This is a genomic window from Rhizobacter sp. (genome assembly GCF_031412075.1).
Classification (GTDB): Bacteria; Pseudomonadota; Gammaproteobacteria; order Burkholderiales; family Burkholderiaceae_C; genus Rhizobacter.
In genome coordinates, this window is sequence record NZ_JANOCG010000518.1 from 1 (window position 1) to 21,915 (window position 21,915).

A 21,915-nucleotide genomic window follows, 5' to 3' on the forward strand; every position below is an offset into this window, starting at 1 on the left:
CTCGGGGAAGAGCTGCCCGACGCGGTAGCAGAGCTCGTTGCAGATGGCAGCCCAGGTCGACGACACCTCGAAGTCGCCGAGGTGGTGCGCCATGAAACTCGCGCGTGGCGAGAACACGGTGAGGTCGCTGCCACGCTCCTGCATCTTCTTGAGCTGGTTGCTCACGATGCTTTCGCGCAGCTCGTCGTCGCTGATCTTGAGCTCGCTCGCGCGCGGCAGGTTGGCCTTGTCGTTCAGGTTCGCGATCTGGCGGTTGCGCCAGTCTTCCAGCGCCTTCGGGGCGGTGGTGTAGTGGCCGTGGATGTCGATGACGAGGCTCATGCGTGGGTGCTTTCAGGGGCGATCTGCAAATCATTCTTGCGCAGCGCTCCCCATTCATCAACGAGATAGCGCACATACCAGCTATGCCCAAGTGGCATGGTGGCGCATCATGGGCACATGGACCTGAAGCAACTCGAATACTTCGTTCACGTCGCTGAACTCGGCAGCTTCACGCGGGCGGCGAGCTTCCTGTCGATTGCCCAGCCGGCGCTGAGCCGCCAGGTGCGCTCGCTCGAAGTGGAGTTGCGCCAGTCCCTCTTCGAACGCAACGGCCGCGGTGTCACCCTCACCGAAGCCGGCACGCGCCTGCTCGCCCACGGCCGCGGCATCTTGCAGCAGGTGGAGCGCGCGCGGCTCGACCTGGAAGACCACCGCGGCGCCGCCACCGGCCGGCTGGTGATCGCGCTGCCGCCGAGCGTGAGCCGCACCCTCACCAGCCCGCTGGTGCGAGCCTTCCGCACACGCTTCCCCAAAGCCACGCTGAGCGTGGTCGAAGGCTTGTCGACCTATGTGCTGGAGTGGCTGGCCATCGGCCGTGTCGACTGCGCGGTGGTCTACAACGTGGCGCCTTCGGCCGCCATCGACTTGGTGCCCGTGCTCGACGAGCAGCTCTACCTGGTGTCGGCGCGCGGCAAGGTCAACAAGCTCATCGGCCCGGCCGTCACGCTGGCCGAAGTGGCCGAGCACGAGCTGGTGATCCCGAGCCTGCCGCACTCCATCCGCATGCTGCTGGAGACGGCGCTGGCCAACGAAGGGCGCAAGGCCCGCGTGGCGATGGAGGTGGAGAGCGTGCCCGCCATCCTCGACCTGGTGCAACAGGGCGAAGCCCATGCGGTGCTCGCGCTCAACGCCATCCAGGCCAGCGGCCATGCCGATGCGTTCTTCGTGCGCCCGATCCGCAAGCCGAAGATGACCACCACGCTGTGGATCGCCACCTCGTCACAACGCCACCGCGGGCCACTGATCGACCAGTCGACCGAGCTGGTGAAGGAACTGCTGCTCAAGCTGTGGGCCTGAACGGCCGATATGCGAGGGATGGGCATTCCTCTCGCACGGCGAATGGGCGACCTCCTGCTGGGGCAGGACAAACGCCAGCGTGTGCGCGCGACCCAGTCCCTGCTGACCTTTCTGCTCGACCTGTTGCTGGCCGCCATCGCCGGCGTGGGTGTCTGGCTGGGTGTGCTGGAAGGCCGCCCGACCTTGCTCTGGGCGGTGCTCTGCCTGGGCGGCGTGCTGGGCTTTTATGCCATCGTGCGCAGCGGCCTGAACCTGCATTTCAAGTCCGACCCGGCGTTGACCCTGCCCCAGGGCGTGTTCAGCGTGTTCAGCACGGTCGGCGCCTACCTGATGTGCGGGCCGGTGCGGGGTGCCAGCATGCTGGCGCTGGCGGTCACGCTGATCTTTGGCATGTTTGCGCTCACGCTGCGCCAGCTGGTGGGTTTGAGCCTGTTCGCCGTGGGGCTGCTCGGCCTCGCGATGGCGGTGGCGCACTCGCAGTGGCCGCAACGTTACCCCGCCGATGAAGAAGTCATGCACTTCTTGTTGATGGCGGTGCTGCTGCCGTCGATCGCCTTGCTCGCCGGCCAGCTCAGCCGTTTGCGCCACAAGCTGCGCCAGCACGGGATCGAGTTGGAGCAGGCCCTGGAAAAAAACCGCCAGCTCGCCATCCGCGACGAACTCACCGGCCTCTACAACCGGCGCCATGCGCTGGAGCGGATGCAGCTTGAAGTGAGCCGCGCCGAGCGCAGCGGCCGCACGCTGTGCCTGGCGTTGATCGACATCGACCACTTCAAGCGCGTCAACGACCAGCACGGCCACGCGCAAGGCGACGAGGTGCTGCGCGCCTTCGCGGCCTGTGCCAGTGCGGCGCTGCGTGACACCGACATGCTCGGCCGCTGGGGCGGCGAGGAGTTCATCGTGATGTTGCCCGAGACCGAGGCGCACGCGGCTGCCGCCGTGGTGGCGCGGCTGCACCGCGCACTGGCCGGAGTGCACTTCGAGGCCATCGAGCCGGCGCTGCGTGTCAGCTTTTCGGCCGGCATCGCGGTCTTCGAGCCCGGCGAGGCCTTGGCCGCGTGCATCGAGCGGGCCGACCAGGCGATGTACCTCGCCAAACAAGGCGGGCGCGATCGCAGCGTGGTGGCCGCACGCACCGCGAGCCGGATGCGACCGGTTGCCCCCAGGCTGCAGGCTGTGCCATCATCGGCCCCGTGATGCACCACAGCCCTTTCACCCACACGCTTGCGCAGACCTTGCGCGCTTGGGTGCTGCGCTTTGCGTCCAGCTTCTTCCCTGCGCGCGAGCGCGCCCTTCGCCCGATTCGAATTCGCCGGGATCGTTGAGCTGCGGCTTCGGCCGGTGCTTGGCGGTCCTCTTCGCGTTTCAGCGCGCCGCTTGCGCGCCCCCTCAAATCGAGTCGAACGGAGAGTTCCCATGTCCTTATCTGCCCCTGACGCCGTGGCGTCGGCCGCTTACCCCCGCCTGCATGAAATCGAACACACGGCCGCGCGCCTGGCGGGCCACATCCTGCCCACGCCGGTGTGGCGTTGGCAGACCGGCGCCATCGCCCATGCGCTCGACGCGCGCACCGAGGTCTGGCTGAAGCTGGAGCTGTTTCAGCGCACCGGCAGCTTCAAGTTGCGCGGCGCGCTCAATTGCCTGCAAGCGCTCGACGCGCCGGCCCGACAGCGCGGCGTGGTTGCGGCCAGCGCCGGCAACCATGCGGTGTCGGTAGCGTTTGCGGCGCGCGCGGTGGGCGCCCACGCCAAGCTCGCGATGCCGCGCCACGCCAGCCCGGCACGCATCGCCGCCTGCCGCGAGCAACAGGCCGAGCTGCTCTTCACCGACACCATCCACCAGGCCTTTGCCGTGGCCCAGAAGCTGGTGGCCGACGAAGGCCGCAGCATGGTCCACCCTTTCGACGGGCCACGCACCGCCGAAGGCACCGCCACCATTGGCCTGGAGCTGATGCGCCAGGTGCGTGGGCTCGACGCGGTGGTGGTGCCGGTGGGCGGCGGTGGTTTGTGTGGCGGCATCGCCGCCGCGGTGAAACAGATCAACCCACGCTGCCAGGTGTTCGGTGTGGAGCCGGTCGGGGCTGATGCCATGTACCGCAGCTTCCAGGCCGGCCGCCCAGTGCAGCTCGAGCGCGTCGACACCATCGCCGACAGCCTGGGCGCGCCGTATGCGCTCGACTACAGCTACGGCGTGTGCCGCCGTTTTGTCGATGAGATCGTGCGCGTCGACGACGCTGCGCTCGTCGCCGCGATGCAGCACCTGTTCACCGACATGAAGCTGGTGGCCGAGCCGGCGGCGGCGGCCGCCACGGCCGCGCTGCTCGGCCCGCTGCGCGAGCGGCTGGACGGCAAGCGGGTGGCGCTGGTGGTCTGCGGCTCCAACATCGACGCCGCGCGTTTCGGCGAGCTGCTGGCGGCTTAAGGTGTTGGTGCGGTGAGCAGCTTGGTCATGCGCACTGCATCGGCCACGCCCTGGTAATAGCCGTTGCGCCGGTCCATCACCTCAAAGCCGTGGTGGCGGTAGAAGGCGGCCGCGCCGGCGTTGTCGGAGCGGGCCTCCAGGCGCAGGCTGGTGATGCCGGCGACACGCGCCGTCACCTCCAGCCAGACGATCAGGGCGCTGCCCACCCCTTGGCGGCGGCAGCGCGGCTGGGTGGCGAGCAGCTGCACATGGGCGTGCTCGTCGCCGTAGCTCATGATCGCGAAGCCGAGCAGGTCAGAGCCACGCCGCGCCACCACCACGTTGGTGTCGGCATCGGCCAGGCTGTTCATCACCCGGTGCGGCGTCCAGCGCCACTCCAGCCCTTGCTCGATGGCGCGCCTTGACAGCGCGGCAATCGCCACGGCGTCGGCCGGCACGGCCAGGCTGATGTCGCTTTCGGTGATCATGGAAGTGCATTCTGGGCCCTGCCGGGCCAAGGTGACAATGCGGGGCGCCCCCTTCCAACCAAGCGTGTGCGTTCATCGACTCTTTCGCCCGTGCTGCCCTTGCTCTTGCTGGCCTGCGTGTTTGCACAGGCCGCGGGCGACCCACTGGCCGACGCACGCGCGCTGGTCGAGCAGAGCCAGGCGCAGGTCAAGGTCGACCCCGAACGCGGCCGCGCCCTGGTGCCCAAAGTGCAGCGCAAGGGGCTGGCAGCGGGCCTTTTCGGCTGTGCAAGCGGGGCCACTTGCGCGGTGTGCGCGGCGAGTTTGCCAACGGCCTGATCGACCTCTAGCGCGCGCGTGCCCTCTACGAACGCTTGCAGTTGCCGCTGCACACCTTGACGGTCGAGAACACCATCGCCATTCTTTACAACCGCATGGGCGACCATGCGCAAGCGCGCCACTGCTACGAGTCGGCGCTGAAGGCGCAGGCTGCGGCGGGCTTGCGGCGTGAGCAGGCGGTGACGCAATACAACCTCGGCCGCTCGCTGGAGAACCTGCGCGACTGGGACGCCGCCCAGCTCGCTTTCGACCAGGTGCTCAAGCTCAGCCGCGAGCTCGACTACACCCGTGGCATGGCCTACGCGCTGCGTGGCCTGGCCAGCGTGCAAACGCGCGTGGCAACCCGCAGAGCGCGCTGACCCTGCTCAACCAGGCCGCCACCCACGGCGCCTTGGCCGCCGCGCTGGCCGAGCAGAACGACTGGCGCAACGCGTTCGAGCAGCAGACCCGCTTCAAGGTCGCCACCGAGCAGCTGCTCACACGCCAGCTCGACGAACGGTTTGCCACGCTGAAGGTGGAGTAAGACACCGCCGCACGCGACCGCGAAATGGCCTTGTTGCACCAAGCCCAGAAAGCCACCGAACACTCGCTGGCGCAAGAGCGCCTCGCCGGGCGCTTGCTGACGGTGGCGATCGGCCTCGCTGCCGTGCTGCTGGTGGTGCTGGGCTGGCTGGTCTCGCGGCACCGCCGCACCAGCGTGGCGATGCGTGGCCTGGCCATGACCGACAAACTCACCGGCTTGCCTGGCGCGCTTCGGCGGCGAAGAGTTCGTGGCCGTGCTGCCCGGCGCGCTGCTCGACGAAGCGGTGGCCGCGGCCGAGGCGTTCGGTGCCCAGGTGGCGGCGCTGGATGTGTCGCGCTGGACGCCCGGCCGGGGCGTAACCATCAGCGTGGGCGTCACGCTGATGGTGCCGGGCGACAGCCGCAGCAGCCTGCTGCGCCGCGCCGCTTGCGCCGGCGGGCGCGTCGTCAGTCGGCCGTGGCGCCTGAGTCCTTCACCACCTTGGCCCACTTGGTGATCTCGCTCTTCTGATACGCGGCCAGCTCGGCTGGCGTGCCACCGCCGGGCTCCAGGCCGATCTCCAACAGTTTCTTGGAGATTTCGGGGGACTTGAGGATGCGGCTCACCTCGGCCTGCAGTTTGTCGGCGATGGGCGCAGGCGTGTTGGCGGGCGCAAAGAGTGCAAACCACGACACCGCTTCGAAGCCCGGCAGGCCTTGCTCGGCCAGGGTCGGGATCTCGGGTGCGGCCGCCGAGCGTTTGGCCGAGGTGATGCCGAGCGCGCGCAGCTTGCCGTCTTTCACCAGCGGCAGGCTGGAGGGCATGTTGTCGAACATCATCGTCACACGCCCACCGAGCAGGTCGGGGATGGCACTGGCGCGGCCCTTGTACGGGATGTGCTCCATGTCGATGCCGGTCATGGTCTTGAACAACTCGCCCGACACATGGATCGAGGTGCCCGCGCCCGATGAGGCGAAGCTCATCTTGCCGTCCTTCTTGCCCAGGGCGATGAACTCTTTCAGCGTCTTGGCCGGCACGTCGGGGTGAATCACCAGCATGTTGGGCGTGGTGGCCAGGAGTGTGATGGGGGTGAAGTCTTTCACCATGTCGTAGGGCATCTTCTTGTAAAGCGCGCCGTTGATCGAGTGTGTGCCCACCGTTCCCACCACCACCGTGTAGCCATCGGGCGCGGCCTTGGCCACCGAGTCGGCGCCGGTGTTGCCGCCGGCCCCGGGCTTGTTGTCGACCACCACCGTCTGGCCCCAGGCCGCTTGCAGCCGCTCGCCGATCAGGCGGGCGAGGATGTCGGGTGCGCCGCCGGTGGTGAAGGTGACAACGATGTGGATCGGCTTGGTGGGGTAGCTGGCTTGTGCGTGGGCGCTGCCCGCTGCGGCGAGGGCCAGTGCCGCGATCGCGAAGTGCTTGCTCAAGGTCTTCATGTCGTGTCTCCTGCTTTGTTGGTAGGTGAGAGAAAAACTCAGCGTTGCCACGGCCCCAGCTTGTCGATCAGCTTGGCGCGCCGTGACAGCCACCAGCCATACGGGTTCAACCAGTGCGAAAAGCGCTCGGCCACCGGCTCGCCGGTGCGCAGCGCGGTCAGTGCCTTGACCGGCCAGTTGGGTTCTTCGAGTGCCTGGCGAGCAATGGCCACCAGGTCGGCCTGGCCGTCTTGCAGCACCTGCTCAGCCTGGTGTGCGTCGACGATCAGACCCACCGCCATGGTGGCGATGCCCGCGCCCTCGCGCACCGCCTGCGAGTAGGGCAGCTGAAAACCGTAGTCGCGTGGCACCGCCGAGGCGGTGGGCGAGGTGGTGATGCCGCCCGACGAACAATCGACCACGTCGACGCCGATCTGCTTGAGCGCTTTTGCAAAGGCCACGCTGTCGTCCACCGACCAGCCGTTTTCCACCGCGTCGACCGACGAGATGCGCACGAACATCGGCAGCACCTGCGGCCACACCTCGCGCAAGATCGTGGCCACCTCCAATGGCAAACGCATGCGGCCCGCGCGGTCGCCGCCATATGCATCGTTGCGCTGGTTGGTGATGGGCGACAGGAAGGAGTGCATCAGGTAGCCGTGCGCGCAATGCAGCTCCAGCACCTCGAAGCCGGCTCGCAGCGCGCGCTCGGCGGCGAGGCGGAAGTCGCGCTTGAGCCCGTCGATGTCGGCCTGCGACATCTCGCGCGGCATCAGCCAACCGGGCTCCACCGCGATGGCGCTGGGGGCGATCACGTTCCAGGCGTGTTCACCGCGCGTGGCATCGCTCTCGTTCATCGGGCCGTTGCCGTGCCAGGGCCGTTGCATGCTCGCCTTGCGCCCCGCGTGCGCGAGCTGGATGCCGGCTGCCGCGCCATGTTGTTTCAGGAACGCGGCGATGCGCGCCAGCGGCTCGACCTGGCCGTCGTCCCACAGTCCGAGGTCGCCGTGGCTGATGCGTCCCTGCGGCTGCACGGCGGTGGCCTCCACGATCACCAGGCCCGCGCCACCGAGCGCAAAGCGGCCCAGGTGCACCAAGTGGAAGTCGCTTGCCATGCCGTCGGTGGCCGAGTAGGTGCACATCGGCGCGATCACGGTGCGGTTGGGCAGCGTGAGGCCGCGCAAGGTCAGGGGTTGCAGCAATCGCGGTGTCGTCACGGCAGGCTCGGTGGAGAGTGAATGGGCACTGACGATTCTTTGCGCATTGTTTGGCGGTGTCACTCAAGGACTTCCATGCCTTGCCCTGTCATCCATGTGACACCTCGAAAGCGAGCCGTGACCCAACTCACGCAGACGCCGTTTCCCTTCGAACGGGCATGCCAAACCACTGGCGCGAGGGGGTTCCTTGGCCCGACCATTGCGAGTCTCGCAGCCGTTCCCACCCATGAATCTTGACCATGCACTCTGAACCACAAGCCCTTGGCGCGCTGCTGCCCGCGCGTGCCATCGATGCTTTGTACGAAGAAGCTGCGCGCGAGCTCGACCCCATCGGCTACCTCTGCTGGGACGACACGGCGGCTCTGCACGCATCACCCGAAGCCTTGGCGATCCTGGGCCAGGCGCTCGACGCCGAGCTGACTGTGCCGGGTCTGCATGCGCTGGTGCGGCGCAGCCGCCACGCCGAGCTGCTGGCCCGCTGGCGCGATGCGCTGGCCACACGCCAGCGGCGCATCGAGTTGGAGCTGCCTTGTGTGTTGAATGGCGGTGCCTTGCGCCAGGTGCGCGCGGTGGCGGTGATCGAGTACCACGCGGGTGGCGCAGTGCGCCAGGTGGTGGCGGCGCTGCAAGACATGAGCGCACGCAGCCAGCTGGCCAATGCCTTGTCTGAGACCGAGGCGCGGCTCGACGAAGCCCAGCAGATGGCCAACTTCGGCTCCTGGGAGTGGGACTTCCGCACGCAACGCGCGAGCTATTCGGCCGAGGCGCTGCGCATCGTCAGCCTGAGCGCCGCGGCGTCGGCCGATCTCGACCAACTCACCGCACTCATCCCCGCCGACCAGCGCGCGGGCATCGTCGACCTGTTCGAACAGGCGGTGCGCCAGCGCACCACCTCCTTGCGCTTCGACTACCACGTCGACGCTGCTGGCGAGCGACGCGAGCTGCACGGCCGCGCCAAGCTGGTGTACGACCGCCACGGTGTGCCACTGCGGATGCTGGGCACCATCCAGGACGTGACCGAGTTGCGCGCCTACCGCCGCCAGGTGCACTCGCTCGCTTTCTTCGACCCGGTGACGGCCTTGCCCAACCGCAGTGGCCTGCTCGACCACATGCAGCAGACGCTGACCCATGGCCATGCGCCGGCCGAGTTCGGCATGCTGATGCTGGGGCTGGACCAGTTCCAGAAGGTCAACGACTCGCTCGGCCACGCCGCCGGCGACGAGCTGCTCAAGCGCGTGGGCGAGCGGCTCTCGCAGTCGATGCGCGAGACCGACATCGTGGCCCGCCTCGGCGGCGACACCTTCGCCGTGCTGGTGCCTGACGTGCGCCAGGCCGACGCACTGGCGCGCGTGGCGAGCAAGCTGCTGCTGGCGCTGTCGGCGCCGTTCAACCTCAACGACACCGACGTGTTCCTCACCGCCAGCATCGGTGCGGCGCTGTATCCAAGCGACGGCCCCGACGCCGAATCGCTGCTGCAGCATGCCGACGCTGCGCTCTCGAGCGCCAAGGCGCGCGGTCGCAACAATGTGCAGTTCTATTCGCCCCAGCTCACCGCGCAGGCGTCACACCGCTTGACGCTGGAGAGCGAGCTGCGCCGCGGTGTCGAGCGGCGTGAGCTGCTGCTGCACTACCAGCCCAAGTTCGAACTCGGCACACAGCGCCTGGTGGGCGCTGAAGCGCTGATGCGCTGGTGCCAGCCGCAACGCGGCATGGTGTCACCGCTGAGTTTCATTCCTCTGGCCGAAGAGACCGGCCTGATCGTGCGCATGGGCACCTGGGCCTTGCACGAAGCCTGCGCTGCCGTGGTGGCCTGGAACCGCCAGCGCAGCGAGCCGCTGAAGATGGCCGTCAACCTGTCGGCGCGCCAGTTCGGCGAAGGCACGACCCTGGTCGAGACGGTGCAGGGCGCCCTCAGTGCCACCGGTTGCCAGCCGCAGTGGCTGGAGCTCGAGATCACCGAAAGCCTGCTGCTCGATGGCAGCGACGGTGTGCGCCACAGCCTGGAGGCCTTGGCCGCCATGGGCATCACGATTGCGATCGACGACTTCGGCACCGGCTATTCGGCGCTGGGCTACCTGACCCGCCTGCCGGTGCAAACGCTCAAGATCGACCGCAGCTTCGTCAACGAGCTGCCCGGCAACTCGCGCAGCGCCGAGCTGGTCAAAGCCATCGTCTCGGTGGGGCGCAGCCTCAACATGGTGCTGGTGGCCGAAGGGGTCGAGACGCCGGAGCAGGCCGCGTACCTGCACAGCGTGGGCTGTCACCTGGCGCAGGGTTATCTGTTCAGCCGACCCGTGGAAATGGCGGCCTTCGACAAACTGCTGGTGAGTCCTTGAGGGTCACTTCTCAGCGTTGGCCTTGAGGTTGGCCAACCCCGCCTCGAAGTCCTTGCCGATCATCTTGTCCATGCTCACGAACACCGTCATCAGCTGGGTGACGTAAGGCGCGGGGCCTTGCATCAACCACGTCACCTGGGTCGAGTCGCCTTGCGGCTGCAGCGTGAAAAGCGTGGTGTTCTTCGACTCGAAGGGCGTGATGAAGTCGAGCTTGATGTCGACCTTCGACGACGGTACCGAGTCGACGATTTCCATGCGGCCCTCGCCCACATCGCTGTTGCCCACCCACGCATACACCGCGCCCTTGCCGGAGGTCGCGCCGCTGTGCGTGCGCTTCATCGCCGGGTCGAGTTTTTCCCAGGGCGACCAGGCCGGCCAGTGGTGAAAGTCGTTGATCAACGCAAACACCTTCTCGGGCGGTGCCTTGATGGTGGCCGTGCGCTGCACGCTGAAGCTGTCGGGGCGGGTGGTGGCATAGATCAGCACGATGGCGATCAAGGCCACGATGACCAGGGCGATCTTCTTGAACATGGGCGTCCTCCGTTGTTGTCGGTTGTGTGGGTCGTTCAGGCGGCCGAACCATGCAAACCATCGGCTCGTGGTGAGCTGGGGTGCAGGCCCACCCGCAGCAGTGTCGCGCCGATCAGCGCGGCCACGGCGGCAAAACCGGCCCCCGCCATGAAGGCCAGGCGGTAACCGTCGTTGAGCGCCAGTTGGGCCGCCACGCCGGACGCGAGCTGTGTCTCGGTGCGCGCTGCAGCCAGGCTGGCCAGCACCGCCAGGCCCAGCGAGCCGCCCATCATGAACGCGGTGTTGACCACGCCCGAAGCCAGGCCCGACTCGCTCGGCGCGGCGTCGCTCATGGCGGCCAGCAGCAGCGGGTTGAAGGCAATGCCCGAACCCAGGCCGAGCAGCAGCATGCCGGGCAGCACGTCCACAACGAAGCTGCCATTGACCGGCGCACGCGCAAACAGTGCCAGCCCTGCGGCCCCCATCATCAATCCCACGGCGAGTGGGCGGCGAATGCCGAAGCGCATCACGATGCGCGCCGAGAGCCCGACCGACAGCGCCGCCATGATCAGGTTGGCCGGCAGAAACGCGAGCCCGACCTGCATCGGCGTGTAGCCCAGCACCAGCTGCAGGTAGAGCGCCGAGATGAAGAACCACGCAAACATCGCCGCGGCCCACAACACCCCGACGACGTTGGCCACCGCCACGTTGCGCAGGCGAAAGAGGCCGAGCGGCATCAAAGGGTGCTGCACCCTCGCCTCGATGGTGATGAAGATGGCCAACAGCGCGACGGCGGCACCGAGCAGGCCCAGCGTCTGGTTCGACAACCAGCCCGCTTCGTTGCCATTGACCACCGCATACACCGCCAGCATCAGCGAGGCGGTGACGGTGATGGCGCCGGCCACGTCGAGCTTCTCGCCATGCGCGTGGCCGCGCCCACCGGGCAACAGCGCCACGCACAAGGCGTATACCACCACGCCGATCGGCAGGTTGACCAGAAAGATCCAGTGCCAGTTGAAGCTGCTGGTGAGCAAGCCCCCGAGCAGCACGCCGATGCTGCCGCCGCCCGCGCACACGAAGCCGTAGACACCCATGGCCTTGGCGCGGTCGGCCGGCTCGGTGAAGAGGTTCATGATCAGCGAGAGCGACACCGCCGAGACCACCGCCCCGCCCAGCCCCTGCACCGCACGCGCCACCACCAGCATGGCCTGCGTTTGCGCCAGCCCGCAAGCCAGCGAGGCGGCGGTGAAGAGCGTGATGCCCAGCAGGAACAAACGCCGGTGGCCGAACAGGTCACCGAGGCGGCCACCCAGCAGCAAGAAGCCGCCGAAGGTGAGCATGTAGGCGTTGACCACCCACACCAGCGAGGTTTCGCTGAAACCCAGGTCGGCGCGGATGGAGGGCAGGGCGACGTTCACGATGGTCGTGTCGAGCACGATCATCAGCACGCCCAGGCACAGCACCATCAGGGCCAGCCAGCGTTTGGGGTCGTCTGGCGAGCCCGGGGTGCGGTCATTCATCGATCGAGCCTTCAGCCCTGAAAGTCTTTCGCGCCACCGCTCAGCATCCAGGGTGTGCCGCAGCGGTCGACCAGCATGCCGAAGGTTTCGGCCCAGAAGGTGGCTTGCATCGGCATGGTCACCTGGCCGCCGGCGGACAGGGCGTCGAAGGCCTTCTTCGCTTCGGGCGCGGTGTTGTAGCCGAGCGAGAGCGAGAAGCCGGTCATGCCCTCGAAGGGCTGGCCGGGCATCGCGTCGGAAGCCATCAGCCGGTGCCCGTCGATGACCAGGCTCGCATGCATGATCTGCTTGGCCGCTTCGGCTGGGTACTGGTCGGCGTCAGGGGCCTCGGCAAAGGTCATCATCATTTCGATCTTGCCGCCCAGGGTGCGTTCATAGAAGCGCAGGGCCTCGGCGCAGTTGCCGTTGAAGGTGAGGTAGGTTTCGAGCAAAGCCATGGTGATCTCCTTGTCGGTGAAAAAGAGGGGTGACTGCCTTACTCCGCCAGCACCGCCTCGACCTGGATGCGCAACACCACATCCATCTTGAAACCATAGTCGCGGCCAGCGTCGATGCCAAAGTCGGCGCGGTTGATGGTGGTGATGGCATCTGCGCCGCACCAGTCGCGCTTGTAGAGCGGGTGCGGCATGCACTTGAAGCTGTTGATGGCGAGCGTGACCGGCTTGGTCACGCCATGCAGCGTGAGCTCACCCACCACGCGCGACGGGGCGCCGTTGGTGAATCCTTCAAACCGGCCGATGTAGCGCGCGGTGGGGTACTTGGCGGTGTCGAACAGATCGGGCTCGCGTGCCTTGCTGTTCATGATGTCGAGCCCGAAGTCGATGCTGCTCACGTCGATGGTGATGTCGACACGGCCCTGGCCCGCCGCCTTGTCGAGCACCACCGTGCCGGCGTTCTTGTTGAACTTTCCGCGCCACACCGACAAGCCCATGTGGTCGGCCTCGAAGCTCGGGAAGGTGTGGGTCGGGTCGATGGTGTAGGTGGCGGGGGCGGCGAATGCCATGGAGGTGGCGAGGCTGAGCAGGGCCAGAGGCAACAGTTTTTTCATCGGCTTGTGCAGGTGGGATGGCGGTTCATGGACGAGCAAGTGAAAAGACTAAGCCCAGCCACTACGATGCGCAACTGTCATGACCCTGCCACTCCTGCCATTCGACCTGCCAGCGCTGGAGTTCGCGCTGCGTGCCGGCCTCGTCACGCTGATGCTCTTTGTCGCCGCTGTGGTGTGGCGCGAGCATCTGCGCTCGCTGCCGGCGCGGCTGGCCGCAGCGCTGGCCGCTGGGGTGGCGGCGTATGCGCTGCAATCGGCGCCGGGGTTCCAGAGCTGGCCGCCGGGCTTGCGTGCGCCGTTGGCCGTGTTGTCGACCGGTAACGCGGTGGTGTTCTGGTTGTTCTCGCGCGCGCTCTTCGACGATGAATTCCGCTGGCGCCCGGCCCATGCCCTGGCGTGGGGGGCGATGGCCGTGGCGGCGGTCGTGGGTTGCTTCGCAGCGTGGCCGGTGGGCCTGGGCATCACGTTGGCGACGCTCGGGTTTGCGCTGCTGGCAGTGGTGCAATCGCTGTCATCGTGGCGTGCCGACCTGGTGGAAAAGCGCCGACGGCTGCGGGTTTTCATCGTCGGTGCGGGTGCGCTCTACACGCTGGTGAACATGAGCCCGCGCCTGCTGCATGGCGGCCAAGCGGGTGAGCTGGCGCGCCTGGCCGACCTGCTGGCCTTGTCTGCCATTGCGCTGGTGGTGGCCTGGCACCTGGTGCGCCCCTCGGGTGTGCAACTGCTCTGGGCTGAACCGTCACACGCCGTGGCGGTGGCGCCAGACACACCGCTCGAAGAACCGCTGGACGCCGGCTTGGTCGCGTCGCTTGAGTCGCTGATGACGGATGAGCGTGTCTATCGACAGGAGGGTGTCAGCGTGGGCGTGCTGGCACAGCGCCTGGGCCTGCCCGAATACAAGCTGCGCCGAGTCATCAACCAGGGGCTGGGCTATCGCAACTTCAATGCGTTTCTCAACCGCTACCGCATCAACGAGGTGAAAGCAGCACTCGCCGACCCGGCGCAGGCACCGGTGCCGGTGTTGACGCTGGCGATGGACGCGGGGTTTCAGTCACTCGGGCCGTTCAACCGGGCCTTCAAGGCAGAAACAGGGCTCACCCCGACCGAGTTCAGGCGCGCGCAAGGAGGGTGAAACGGTGGTGCGTCTGGCTGGGATCGAACCAGCAACCCCTGCCTTCGGAGGGCAGTACTCTATCCATTGAGCTACAGACGCGTGGGGCGTGATTCTATCAGCGCCCCTCTCGCCGAGGCGGGCTCGCGAAGCGCCTGTTTATAATCCCGAGGTTTTGCGTCACCCAACGGTTCAGCCGCCGAGGATTTCATGAGCGACCCCCATCACAGCCATTCCGAACACGAAGACGAAGCCCACGAAGGGCCGGTCAAGAACGTCAAGCAGCTCATCGCCGCGGTGTTTTTTGCGTTCGTCATTCCCATCGCCGTGATCGTGCTGCTGGTCAGCTACGTGGGCTCCCAGCCGCAGCCCGCGGCCGGCAGTGACGGCATGGGCCCCGAGGCCACCGCACGCCGCATCCAGCCGGTGGCGAAGGTCGAGGTGAAAGATGCTTCCGACCTGGCTTCGCTCAAAAGCGGCGAACAGGTTTATGCCGCGCAGTGCGTGGCCTGCCACGGTGCTGGCCTGGCCGGTGCGCCGAAGTTTGGTGACGCGGCCGCCTGGGCCCCGCGCATCGCCCAGGGCTACAACACCCTGCTGACCAGCGCCCTCAAGGGCAAGGGTGCCATGGGTGCGCAAGCCGGCGGTGATTTCAGCGACTTCGAGATCGCCCGCGCCGTGGTGCACGTGGCCAACAAGGCCGGCGCGTCGTTCGCCGAGCCGAAGGCTCCCGCCGCAGCGGCGTCGGCCAGCAACTGAGCGCCTGACCTGCCCCCAAAACGCCGACCTGAGGGTCGGCTTTTTCATGCCTGCATCCAAACGCCGATCGGTGGCGTACAGGGCTGAAGCGGCTCACACTGAGTTCGCCCCACCCCTCAGACAACCGCCCTTTGGAGATGCACATGAAAAATACCCTGCTGCTCGCGAGCCTTGCCGTTCTGGCCTCGGCTTGCGCTACCGCCCCCGCCCCGATGATGGTCGACAACATGAGCCTGCCCGAGGCGGTGCGCGCCCCGGCCGGTGCACGCCAGACGATGTGGACGGTGGGCCGTGGTGAGCTGACCTACGAGTGCCGCGAGAAGAAAGACATGGCCGGACAGTTCGAGTGGGCCTTTGCCGGCCCGGTCGCCACGCTCTATGGCGCTGACCAGAAGGCCGTCGGCAAGTACTACGCCGGCCCGACCTGGGAGGCCATGGACGGCTCCAAGGTCACCGGCAAACAAGTGGCCGTGGCCCCGGGCGGCGCCGGCAACATCCCGCTGCAGTTGGTGAAGGCCGACCCGGCCATGGGCATGGGCAAGATGCAGGGCGTGGCCTACATCCAGCGTTTGAACACCAAGGGCGGTGTCGCACCGAGCGGCATGCCTTGCGACGCCATGACCAAAGGCCAGCGCCAGCAGGTGACCTACGCCGCCGACTACGTGTTCTACGGCATGTGATTCGGCTGGGCGGCCTGCGCCTGCGGGCTCAGGCAGTGCCCATAACGCTGCGGCAGCTCGGCCTTGTACGACTCGGCCACGGCCCAGTGGCCTTGTTCGATCGCGTCGGCCGCGGTTTCCATGTCGAGCGTGTGCACCACCCCCAGTCCGAGGTCGGTGGCGATGAAGAGCCGCCCGGTTTCGTCGACCAGGGCCGTCTGGTAGTGGGCGTCGCGCCCGGTGTGGCTGCGCACGCGGGGCGCCTGACCCTGCACGGCTTCGAGCCGCCAGACCCAGGGTGCGGACTCCAGCTCGACGTACACGCGCTGCGGGCCGTTTTGAAAGTACCAGCAGCCGTGTTCATCATGGTCGTAGTTGCGCTCGATGAACTCGCGCAGCTTGTCGTGGTTGATGCGGCTGCCCTTCACCTGGGGAAAGGGGCCGGCGGCCTGCACCCGGTCGTCGCGCATGTACCAGTCGCCCCGCGCGTCGAGCGCCAGCCAGCCGTAGCAGGCGGGCACGTTGGGCCACTTTTTCAAGGCGGCTTTGACGATCTCGTCCATCACGTCTCTCCTGTGTGTGTCGTCATCCAGCCCATCACCTGCTCGGGCAGGGTGAGCACGTGGCCCGGCCATCGCCCGCGGGCAAAACCGACATGGCCGCCGTGCTCGGGTTGCCACAGTGTCACGAAAGCCCCGACCTCGTGTTGTTGGGGGAGGCTGGCTGCGGGCACAAAAGGGTCATTCAGGGCATTCAGCACCAGCGCGGGGATGCGGATGCGCTTCAGGTGCGGCTTGGCCGAGCCACGCGCCCAATAGTCTTCGGTGTTCCGAAAACCGTGCAGCGGCGCGGTGAAGATGTTGTCGAAGTCGTAGAGGTCGCGCGCCGCCTGCAGCTTGCGACCGTCGAACAGGCCCGGGTGCTGGGCCAGCTTGCGCAAGGCCTTGGGCACCATGCTGCGCAAGAACATGCGGGTGTAGACCTGACGGTTGAAGCCGCGCCCGATGGCGTGGCCACCGGCGGCCAGGTCGATGGGCGAGCTGATGGCGCACACGGCGCGCACCGTTTGCGACGCGGTGTCGCCGGCTTCTTCGGCCCAGCGCAGCAGCGCATTGCCGCCCAGCGACACCCCGACCGCAACGATGGGCCCCTGGTGCAGCGTGCGCATGCGCGCCAGCACCCAGCCGATTTCCTCAAAGTCGCCCGAGTGGTAGGCGCGTGGCGCCAGGTTCAGCTCGCCCGAGCAGCCGCGAAAGTGCGGCACGGCGTAGCGCCATCCGTTTTCACGGCTCCAGTTGGCGAAGGCGCGCGCGTAGTGGCTGGCCGACGAGCCCTCGAGGCCGTGGAACAGCACCAGCAGCGGGCGTTCCAGGGCGTCGTGCGTCGCGGCCGCCTCGCCGCCGAGCCGCTTCAAGGCGGGGCGGACACCCTCGGGGGGTGGGGGCGGTACGCCGCCACCGGGGGTGGTCGATGCCATGAAGTCGACGTCGATGAAATCCTGGTCGGGCGTCGTCCATCGTTCGCGCCGGTAGACGGGGGCCGGCCCCTGGTGGCTGCGCGCAAACAGCGCCGGCCAGATGGTCTGCAGGTTGCCGCCCACCGGGCCATGGCCCGCAAGCCAGCGGGGGGCGCGGTAGTTTTGCATCGTCTGGCCTCAATGCAAGACGGAAGGCGTTTCGCCCACCTCCGGCAGCTCCTGGCTGGAGCCGGGGCTGGCATGGTGGGCCACCAGGCGCCAGCCGAGCGAGGTCTTGAGGTAGACGTTGGTGGCGATGACCCAGGCCACCTGCGGGCCTTCGTCGGTCATCACCTGGATGCGCTCGACCACGCTGTGCACCGCACTGCCATGGCTCAGCACTCGGCGGACTTTCTCCGGGCGCGCGTCGATCACGCCGTTGGCGAACATCGCATCGAACGTGGCACGGATGGCCGCCGGCCCCATCACGCGCGGCCCATGGGGGTGCACGCAGCAGATCTCGTCGTCGTCGGACCACACGGCCATCAGCTTGTCGATGTCGCCCCGCTGCAGCGCCTCGTAGAACTGCGCCTCGGCATCGTCAGGCGAGGTCATCAGCGCAATGTCGGGGGGGTTGTTGCGGGGCATGGTGGCGGGGTGGTCAGAGGAAGATCACGGTCTTCTGGCCATTCAGAAGCACACGGTGTTCCACGTGCCAGCGCACGGCGCGTGCCAGCACCATGCACTCGACGTCGCGGCCGGCGGCGGTGAAGTCTTCGGCGCTCATGGCGTGGTTCACACGCGCCACGTCCTGCTCGATGATCGGGCCTTCGTCGAGCTCGGCTGTCACGTAGTGGGCGGTGGCGCCGATCAGTTTGACGCCGCGGTCATGCGCCTGGAAATACGGCTTGGCGCCCTTGAAGCTGGGCAGGAAGCTGTGGTGGATGTTGATCGCGCGCCCGCGCAAGAACGCGCAGAACGCGGGGCTCAGGATCTGCATGTAGCGCGCCAGCACCGCCAGGTCGACCTGGTGCTCGGTGATCAGTGCCTCGATCTGCAGCTCTTGCGCGCGCTTGGCATCGGCACTGGCGCCGGCCGCGAGGGGCAGGTGGTGAAACGGAATGCCATAACGCGCAGCCAGGTCGGCAAAGGTCGCGTGGTTGGAGACGATGGCCGGGATGTCCACCGCCAGCTGGCCGGAGTGCCAGCGGTAGAGCAGGTCGTTGAGGCAGTGGCCGTGCTGGCTCACCATCAGCAAGAGGCTGGGGCGGCGCGCCAGGCTGTGGAACTGAGCCTCCATGCCGAACTGCTGGCGCACGCTGGTGAACAGGTTGTCGAGCGTGTCGGCGCTGGCCAGGTGGGGCGGCGCCTCGAAGTGCACCCGCATGAAGAAGAGGCCGGTGTTGTGCACGCCGGTGTCGTCGGGCAGGTCACCGAACTGCTGCGAGTCGACGATGTTGCAGCCGGCCTGGTAGAGCAGGCCGGCGACGGCGAAGACGATGCCCTTGGCGTCGCGGCACGACAGGGTGAGCACGAACTCGCGAGAGGGTGATGAGGTGGGCGCCATGGTGCCAAGAATTGTACGGACGACCCATGACGCAAATAGCCACAGGCTTGCTCCACACATCCTCGCCTCGTCCGGCGGGCTTTTGCGACCCTAGAATGCCGCAGCGTGATATCCGTCACCCCCCCGCACCACCATGGCCACTGACCCGCAAGACTGGAGTGAGCGAAGCCGCGAGTTGTCGCGCCTGCTGGCGCGTGCCGGCCTGGGCGATCGTGCGGCATTTGCCACGGTCTACGAGCGCACCAGCTCGCATCTGTTTGCCGTTGTCCTGCGTATCAATCGAGACAGGGCACAAGCCGAGGACGTGCTGCAAGAGGTTTACGTCAATGTCTGGCGGGCGGCCCAATCTTTTGATGCGGCACAAAGCCAGCCCTTGACCTGGCTCACCAGCATTGCGCGCAACCGCGCCATCGACAGCCTGCGCCGCAAGCAGACCGAACCACAGACTCAGCCTGCCCATTTGATCAACGACAGTGACGAGGAACGAGACGTGTACGACGATGTAGCCGACAGCGCACCCGGACCGCTGGCTCTCCTGAGCCAGGCGTCGGATGCCCGCGCCTTGACGAGCTGCATGCAGGGGCTCACGGCGCAGCAGCGCCAGAGTGTGGCGCTCGCCTTCTATGACGGGCTGAGCCACGCCGAGGTGGCCGAGCAGATGCGCCAGCCGCTGGGCACGGTGAAGTCGTGGGTGCGGCGCGCATTGTTGTCACTCAAGTCGTGTCTGGAAACGGCGGTCGTTCGCGACATGCAAGCTGAATGAACATGACGACCCCAAGACACCTTCGGCGTCGCCCCCCAAGGGGATCAGTCCTCTCGGGGCGGCCCGGCGAGGACTGAGCGATGGACTACAGCCGACCCGAACTCGCCGACCACCTGGCTGCCGCTTATGTGGCGGGCACGCTGCGCGGCGCTGCGCGACGGCGCTTCGTCTCGCTGATGCGCTCGCACCCGGGGCTGCGCTCGGCGGTGCAGGCCTGGGAAGCGCGCCTGATGCCGCTCACCGCGAGCCTCGCGCCAGTGCAGCCGCCTCGTCGCGTGTGGCAACGCATCGAAGCGCGCATTGCGCCGGCCAAGGCCGCGACCGCCACGCGCACCGGATGGTGGGGGCAGCTGGCGGTGTGGCGTGCCTTCTCCGGCGTGGCCACGGTCGCGGCAGTGACGCTCGCGGTGCTGCTGGCCCTGCCGCAGCCCTCTCAGCCGCCGATCGTGGTGGTCTTGTCGGCAGCGGGCGGCACGGCACCCGAAGGGGGCGTGATCCCGGCGTCGTTCGTCGCCAGCATCAGCGCCGATGGCCGCGCCATGGTCACCAAGCCGATCACCAACGTGGCACTGCAGGCCGACCGTGCGCTGGAGTTGTGGGCGGTGCCGCCAGAGGGCGCGCCGCGCTCGCTGGGCGTGATCTCGGCACGAGCCGCCACGGTGGTCAAGCGGGGCAAGGTGCTCGACAACACCGCCGCGCTGGCCGTCAGCCTGGAGCCGCCCGGAGGCTCACCCACCGGCGCACCCACCGGCCCCATCCTCTACGTGGGCAAGCTGGTGTTGTGAGTGGCGTCGTGACCGCTTGACGGTCAACGGCCATGCGCCAGCGCATTGTCCAAGGCGGCCTTCACGCGTGAGGCGGGCACGCCGGTCAGGCAGCGCGTGTGGCCGAAGCGGCACACGCGGTCGAAGCACGGCGCGCAATCGAGCTGCAACTCGTCCTTCAACCAAAGCACACGCGCCTTGTCGTTCAGCGGCGGGGTGTGCTCCGGGCTGGTGGAACCGAACACCGCCACCTGAGGGGTGCCGAAGGCGGCCGCCACATGCATCAAGCCCGAGTCGTTGCTGACCACCCCGCGTGCGGCAGCGATCAGCGCCATCGCGTCGATGAGCGAGGTCTTGCCGGCGAGCACCAGGCAGGCGCCCGGCGCGGCCTGTGCGATCTCGTTGCACAAGTTCGCTTCCTTGCCCGACCCGAGCAGCACGACCGGCAGGCCATGCGCCTGGTGCAGCGTGCGTGCCAGCTCGGCATAGTGGCTCGCGGGCCAGCATTTGGCGGGGCCATATTCGGCGCCGGGGGCGAAGGCCCAGTAGTTCTTCGGGCTCAGCGACACGGCCGCGGTGGCCTGTTGCAGGCGAGTGGCGTCGAACTGCAGTCGTGGGTGTTCTTCGGCTGCCGCAACGCCGGCCAGCGCGCGGTAGAACGCCACCATCGGCGGGCGCCCGCCGGGGTTGGGCAGGCGCTGGTTCAGCAGCAGGTAACGCCCTTCGCCGTGGTAGCCGATGCGTTTGGGAATGCCGGCGAAGAACGGGATCAGCGCTGCCTTCAGCGAGTTGGGCAGCACGTAGGCGGTGTCGAAACGGCCTTTCAACTTGGCTGCCAGGCTGCGCCGGGCCGACCAGTCGAGCCGGCCGTGGGCAAACGGCAGCTCGATCACCTCGCTCACTTGCGGCGTGGCGCGGTACACCGGCGCCACCCAGGGCAGGGCGGCGACCGTGAGGTGTTCGCCGCGTGCGGCCAAGGCGCGCAGCAGTGGCTCCGACATCACCGCGTCGCCAATCCACTGCGGCGCGATGACCAAGGCCGTCATGTCGCGCTCAATGGCCGTGGACTTTTTCGCCCGCCTTGAGCCGGTACTCCGTACCGCAATACGGGCACTTGCCTTCGCCCGTGGTCGCCACGTCGATGAACACCTTGGGGTGAGCGCTCCACAGCGTCATCTTCGGGTTGGGGCAGGCGATCACGCCAGGGCCTTGCAGGTCCTTGGCGAGCACTTCGATCACGGCTTGGGGTTTGCTCATGGTGTTGTCAGACCGCGGTGAGCCATTCGGCGTATTGGGGGTTGCGCCCATTCACGATGTCGAAGAAGGCGCTCTGGATCTTCTCGGTGATCGGGCCGCGCGAGCCCGCACCCAGCTCGATGCGGTCGAGCTCGCGGATCGGCGTCACTTCGGCGGCGGTGCCGGTGAAGAAGGCCTCGTCGCAGATGTAGACCTCGTCGCGCGTGATGCGCTTTTCCTTCAGCTCCAGGCCGAGGTCCTTGCAGATCGAAAACACGGTGTTGCGCGTGATGCCGTTGAGCGCACCGGCCGACAGGTCGGGTGTGTAGACCACGCCGTTCTTGATGACGAAGAGGTTCTCGCCAGCCCCTTCAGAGACGAAGCCCGAGGCGTCGAGCAAGAGCGCTTCGTCGTAGCCGTCTTCGGTGGCTTCCATGTTGGCGAGGATGGAGTTGGTGTAGTTGCTCACCGCCTTGGCCTGCGTCATCGTGATGTTGACGTGGTG

Annotated in this window: 27 protein-coding genes, 1 tRNA gene and 1 pseudogene; 13 read left to right on the forward strand and 16 right to left on the reverse strand. The window is 67.4% G+C overall.

All coding sequences use genetic code 11. The features are described from left to right. A pseudogene (locus tag RMO40_RS19170) lies at positions 1-321 on the reverse strand (amidohydrolase family protein); the annotation flags it as partial. A gap of 117 nt (positions 322-438) precedes the next feature. Here RMO40_RS19170 and RMO40_RS19175 point away from each other — a divergent pair. The 3 genes from RMO40_RS19175 to RMO40_RS19185 all read left to right on the forward strand — a co-directional run bounded on the left by RMO40_RS19175 (position 439) and on the right by RMO40_RS19185 (position 3,759). After that, the gene (locus RMO40_RS19175) at positions 439-1,338 is read left to right on the forward strand and encodes a LysR substrate-binding domain-containing protein (protein ID WP_309724784.1); all 900 of its coding nucleotides are present in this window, start codon (positions 439-441) and stop codon (positions 1,336-1,338) included. A 42-nt stretch (positions 1,339-1,380) separates the two neighbouring features. Further along, positions 1,381-2,535, forward strand: a complete 1,155-nt coding sequence (locus RMO40_RS19180) for a GGDEF domain-containing protein (RefSeq protein ID WP_309724786.1) — start codon at positions 1,381-1,383, stop codon at positions 2,533-2,535. 219 nt (positions 2,536-2,754) lie between these two features. After that, positions 2,755-3,759, forward strand: coding sequence for a threonine/serine dehydratase (locus RMO40_RS19185; protein WP_309724788.1), 1,005 nt, complete (start codon positions 2,755-2,757; stop codon positions 3,757-3,759). Here the strand turns inward: RMO40_RS19185 and RMO40_RS19190 are convergent. Then, entirely contained in the window at positions 3,756-4,226 is a 471-nt protein-coding gene (locus RMO40_RS19190) for a GNAT family N-acetyltransferase (protein WP_309724790.1), read from the reverse strand. The genes RMO40_RS19185 and RMO40_RS19190 overlap by 4 nt on opposite strands. A 90-nt stretch (positions 4,227-4,316) precedes the next feature. Here RMO40_RS19190 and RMO40_RS19195 point away from each other — a divergent pair, with 90 nt between their 5' ends. From RMO40_RS19195 to RMO40_RS19210, 4 genes are all read left to right on the forward strand, one after another. Then, positions 4,317-4,544 carry a hypothetical protein gene (locus RMO40_RS19195; RefSeq protein WP_309724792.1) on the forward strand — a complete coding sequence of 76 codons (228 nt, stop codon included), beginning with the start codon at positions 4,317-4,319 and terminating at the stop codon, positions 4,542-4,544. Between the two features lie 41 nt (positions 4,545-4,585). Further along, entirely contained in the window at positions 4,586-4,903 is a 318-nt protein-coding gene (locus RMO40_RS19200) for a tetratricopeptide repeat protein (RefSeq protein ID WP_309724794.1), read from the forward strand. Positions 4,904-4,935: 32 nt separating this feature from the next. Beyond that, entirely contained in the window at positions 4,936-5,067 is a 132-nt protein-coding gene (locus RMO40_RS19205; protein ID WP_309724796.1) for a hypothetical protein, read from the forward strand. A 220-nt stretch (positions 5,068-5,287) separates the two neighbouring features. Next, positions 5,288-5,563: a diguanylate cyclase domain-containing protein gene (locus RMO40_RS19210; protein WP_309724837.1), complete on the forward strand. Its 276-nt coding sequence runs from the start codon at positions 5,288-5,290 to the stop codon at positions 5,561-5,563. Here the strand turns inward: RMO40_RS19210 and RMO40_RS19215 are convergent. Both RMO40_RS19215 and RMO40_RS19220 read right to left on the reverse strand, forming a co-directional pair. After that, positions 5,514-6,485 (reverse strand): tripartite tricarboxylate transporter substrate-binding protein, encoded by a 972-nt coding sequence (locus tag RMO40_RS19215; RefSeq protein ID WP_309724798.1) that lies wholly within the window; start codon positions 6,483-6,485, stop codon positions 5,514-5,516. The genes RMO40_RS19210 and RMO40_RS19215 overlap by 50 nt on opposite strands. Before the next feature lie 38 nt (positions 6,486-6,523). Further along, entirely contained in the window at positions 6,524-7,681 is a 1,158-nt protein-coding gene (locus tag RMO40_RS19220) for an oxidoreductase (protein WP_309724800.1), read from the reverse strand. A gap of 239 nt (positions 7,682-7,920) precedes the next feature. Here RMO40_RS19220 and RMO40_RS19225 point away from each other — a divergent pair, with 239 nt between their 5' ends. Continuing rightward, positions 7,921-10,017 carry an EAL domain-containing protein gene (locus tag RMO40_RS19225; RefSeq protein ID WP_309724802.1) on the forward strand — a complete coding sequence of 699 codons (2,097 nt, stop codon included), beginning with the start codon at positions 7,921-7,923 and terminating at the stop codon, positions 10,015-10,017. Positions 10,018-10,020: 3 nt separating this feature from the next. Here the strand turns inward: RMO40_RS19225 and RMO40_RS19230 are convergent, their stop codons facing one another. The 4 genes from RMO40_RS19230 to RMO40_RS19245 are packed head-to-tail and all read right to left on the reverse strand — an operon-like array spanning position 10,021 to position 13,095. After that, positions 10,021-10,548 (reverse strand): SRPBCC family protein, encoded by a 528-nt coding sequence (locus tag RMO40_RS19230; protein ID WP_309724804.1) that lies wholly within the window; start codon positions 10,546-10,548, stop codon positions 10,021-10,023. 35 nt (positions 10,549-10,583) lie between these two features. Continuing rightward, positions 10,584-12,047, reverse strand: a complete 1,464-nt coding sequence (locus tag RMO40_RS19235; protein WP_309724806.1) for a DHA2 family efflux MFS transporter permease subunit — start codon at positions 12,045-12,047, stop codon at positions 10,584-10,586. 11 nt (positions 12,048-12,058) lie between these two features. Beyond that, entirely contained in the window at positions 12,059-12,484 is a 426-nt protein-coding gene (locus tag RMO40_RS19240) for a VOC family protein (RefSeq protein ID WP_309724808.1), read from the reverse strand. 38 nt (positions 12,485-12,522) lie between these two features. Further along, positions 12,523-13,095 carry a YceI family protein gene (locus RMO40_RS19245; protein WP_309724810.1) on the reverse strand — a complete coding sequence of 191 codons (573 nt, stop codon included), beginning with the start codon at positions 13,093-13,095 and terminating at the stop codon, positions 12,523-12,525. Between the two features lie 79 nt (positions 13,096-13,174). Between RMO40_RS19245 and RMO40_RS19250 the strand changes: the two genes are divergently transcribed. After that, the gene (locus RMO40_RS19250; RefSeq protein ID WP_309724812.1) at positions 13,175-14,227 is read left to right on the forward strand and encodes a helix-turn-helix domain-containing protein; all 1,053 of its coding nucleotides are present in this window, start codon (positions 13,175-13,177) and stop codon (positions 14,225-14,227) included. Positions 14,228-14,232: 5 nt separating this feature from the next. Here RMO40_RS19250 and RMO40_RS19255 read toward each other — a convergent pair. After that, positions 14,233-14,308: transfer RNA gene (locus tag RMO40_RS19255), tRNA-Arg, on the reverse strand. Between the two features lie 108 nt (positions 14,309-14,416). Between RMO40_RS19255 and RMO40_RS19260 the strand changes: the two genes are divergently transcribed. After that, positions 14,417-14,965: a c-type cytochrome gene (locus RMO40_RS19260; protein ID WP_309724814.1), complete on the forward strand. Its 549-nt coding sequence runs from the start codon at positions 14,417-14,419 to the stop codon at positions 14,963-14,965. 143 nt (positions 14,966-15,108) lie between these two features. Then, the gene (locus tag RMO40_RS19265) at positions 15,109-15,645 is read left to right on the forward strand and encodes a DUF3455 domain-containing protein (RefSeq protein WP_309724816.1); all 537 of its coding nucleotides are present in this window, start codon (positions 15,109-15,111) and stop codon (positions 15,643-15,645) included. Here RMO40_RS19265 and RMO40_RS19270 read toward each other — a convergent pair. The 4 genes from RMO40_RS19270 to purU are packed head-to-tail and all read right to left on the reverse strand — an operon-like array spanning position 15,633 to position 18,647. Beyond that, a complete protein-coding gene (locus RMO40_RS19270) occupies positions 15,633-16,187 on the reverse strand; it encodes a DUF2946 family protein (RefSeq protein WP_309724818.1) in 555 nt (184 codons plus the stop codon). The genes RMO40_RS19265 and RMO40_RS19270 overlap by 13 nt on opposite strands. Continuing rightward, a complete protein-coding gene (locus RMO40_RS19275; protein ID WP_309724820.1) occupies positions 16,187-17,269 on the reverse strand; it encodes an alpha/beta fold hydrolase in 1,083 nt (360 codons plus the stop codon). Before RMO40_RS19275 ends, RMO40_RS19270 begins: the two co-directional genes overlap by 1 nt. A gap of 9 nt (positions 17,270-17,278) precedes the next feature. Continuing rightward, positions 17,279-17,728 carry a nuclear transport factor 2 family protein gene (locus tag RMO40_RS19280; protein WP_309724822.1) on the reverse strand — a complete coding sequence of 150 codons (450 nt, stop codon included), beginning with the start codon at positions 17,726-17,728 and terminating at the stop codon, positions 17,279-17,281. 13 nt (positions 17,729-17,741) lie between these two features. Beyond that, positions 17,742-18,647: a formyltetrahydrofolate deformylase gene (purU, locus tag RMO40_RS19285; protein ID WP_309724826.1), complete on the reverse strand. Its 906-nt coding sequence runs from the start codon at positions 18,645-18,647 to the stop codon at positions 17,742-17,744. 133 nt (positions 18,648-18,780) lie between these two features. Between purU and RMO40_RS19290 the strand changes: the two genes are divergently transcribed. Both RMO40_RS19290 and RMO40_RS19295 read left to right on the forward strand, forming a co-directional pair. Further along, positions 18,781-19,410 carry a sigma-70 family RNA polymerase sigma factor gene (locus RMO40_RS19290; RefSeq protein ID WP_309724828.1) on the forward strand — a complete coding sequence of 210 codons (630 nt, stop codon included), beginning with the start codon at positions 18,781-18,783 and terminating at the stop codon, positions 19,408-19,410. An 80-nt stretch (positions 19,411-19,490) separates the two neighbouring features. Then, positions 19,491-20,195, forward strand: coding sequence for an anti-sigma factor domain-containing protein (locus RMO40_RS19295; RefSeq protein ID WP_309724830.1), 705 nt, complete (start codon positions 19,491-19,493; stop codon positions 20,193-20,195). Positions 20,196-20,218: 23 nt separating this feature from the next. On the opposite strand, the gene waaF is transcribed toward RMO40_RS19295, so the two are convergent. The 3 genes from waaF to RMO40_RS19310 all read right to left on the reverse strand — a co-directional run. After that, the gene (waaF, locus tag RMO40_RS19300) at positions 20,219-21,220 is read right to left on the reverse strand and encodes a lipopolysaccharide heptosyltransferase II (protein ID WP_309724832.1); all 1,002 of its coding nucleotides are present in this window, start codon (positions 21,218-21,220) and stop codon (positions 20,219-20,221) included. A gap of 7 nt (positions 21,221-21,227) precedes the next feature. Beyond that, positions 21,228-21,431, reverse strand: a complete 204-nt coding sequence (locus RMO40_RS19305) for a zinc-finger domain-containing protein (protein ID WP_309724834.1) — start codon at positions 21,429-21,431, stop codon at positions 21,228-21,230. Positions 21,432-21,438: 7 nt separating this feature from the next. Further along, a partial coding sequence (locus RMO40_RS19310) for an aminotransferase class IV (protein ID WP_309724836.1) occupies positions 21,439-21,915 on the reverse strand: 477 nt, incomplete at its 5' end.

Excerpts from the sequence above, each read along its gene's own strand:
- RMO40_RS19175 (WP_309724784.1), top strand. The coding sequence starts at position 439 with ATGGACCTGAAGCAACTCGAATACTTCGTTCACGTCGCTGAACTCGGC.
- RMO40_RS19215 (WP_309724798.1), bottom strand. The coding sequence starts at position 6,485 with ATGAAGACCTTGAGCAAGCACTTCGCGATCGCGGCACTGGCCCTCGCC.
- RMO40_RS19280 (WP_309724822.1), bottom strand. The coding sequence starts at position 17,728 with ATGCCCCGCAACAACCCCCCCGACATTGCGCTGATGACCTCGCCTGAC.
- RMO40_RS19235 (WP_309724806.1), bottom strand. The coding sequence starts at position 12,047 with ATGAATGACCGCACCCCGGGCTCGCCAGACGACCCCAAACGCTGGCTG.
- RMO40_RS19275 (WP_309724820.1), bottom strand. The coding sequence starts at position 17,269 with ATGCAAAACTACCGCGCCCCCCGCTGGCTTGCGGGCCATGGCCCGGTG.
- RMO40_RS19295 (WP_309724830.1), top strand. The coding sequence starts at position 19,491 with ATGGACTACAGCCGACCCGAACTCGCCGACCACCTGGCTGCCGCTTAT.
- waaF (WP_309724832.1), bottom strand. The coding sequence starts at position 21,220 with ATGACGGCCTTGGTCATCGCGCCGCAGTGGATTGGCGACGCGGTGATG.
- RMO40_RS19230 (WP_309724804.1), bottom strand. The coding sequence starts at position 10,548 with ATGTTCAAGAAGATCGCCCTGGTCATCGTGGCCTTGATCGCCATCGTG.
- RMO40_RS19250 (WP_309724812.1), top strand. The coding sequence starts at position 13,175 with ATGACCCTGCCACTCCTGCCATTCGACCTGCCAGCGCTGGAGTTCGCG.
- RMO40_RS19185 (WP_309724788.1), top strand. The coding sequence starts at position 2,755 with ATGTCCTTATCTGCCCCTGACGCCGTGGCGTCGGCCGCTTACCCCCGC.
- RMO40_RS19180 (WP_309724786.1), top strand. The coding sequence starts at position 1,381 with ATGGGCGACCTCCTGCTGGGGCAGGACAAACGCCAGCGTGTGCGCGCG.
- RMO40_RS19290 (WP_309724828.1), top strand. The coding sequence starts at position 18,781 with ATGGCCACTGACCCGCAAGACTGGAGTGAGCGAAGCCGCGAGTTGTCG.
- RMO40_RS19240 (WP_309724808.1), bottom strand. The coding sequence starts at position 12,484 with ATGGCTTTGCTCGAAACCTACCTCACCTTCAACGGCAACTGCGCCGAG.
- RMO40_RS19190 (WP_309724790.1), bottom strand. The coding sequence starts at position 4,226 with ATGATCACCGAAAGCGACATCAGCCTGGCCGTGCCGGCCGACGCCGTG.
- purU (WP_309724826.1), bottom strand. The coding sequence starts at position 18,647 with ATGGCGCCCACCTCATCACCCTCTCGCGAGTTCGTGCTCACCCTGTCG.
- RMO40_RS19265 (WP_309724816.1), top strand. The coding sequence starts at position 15,109 with ATGAAAAATACCCTGCTGCTCGCGAGCCTTGCCGTTCTGGCCTCGGCT.
- RMO40_RS19270 (WP_309724818.1), bottom strand. The coding sequence starts at position 16,187 with ATGGACGAGATCGTCAAAGCCGCCTTGAAAAAGTGGCCCAACGTGCCC.
- RMO40_RS19305 (WP_309724834.1), bottom strand. The coding sequence starts at position 21,431 with ATGAGCAAACCCCAAGCCGTGATCGAAGTGCTCGCCAAGGACCTGCAA.
- RMO40_RS19225 (WP_309724802.1), top strand. The coding sequence starts at position 7,921 with ATGCACTCTGAACCACAAGCCCTTGGCGCGCTGCTGCCCGCGCGTGCC.
- RMO40_RS19260 (WP_309724814.1), top strand. The coding sequence starts at position 14,417 with ATGAGCGACCCCCATCACAGCCATTCCGAACACGAAGACGAAGCCCAC.
- RMO40_RS19245 (WP_309724810.1), bottom strand. The coding sequence starts at position 13,095 with ATGAAAAAACTGTTGCCTCTGGCCCTGCTCAGCCTCGCCACCTCCATG.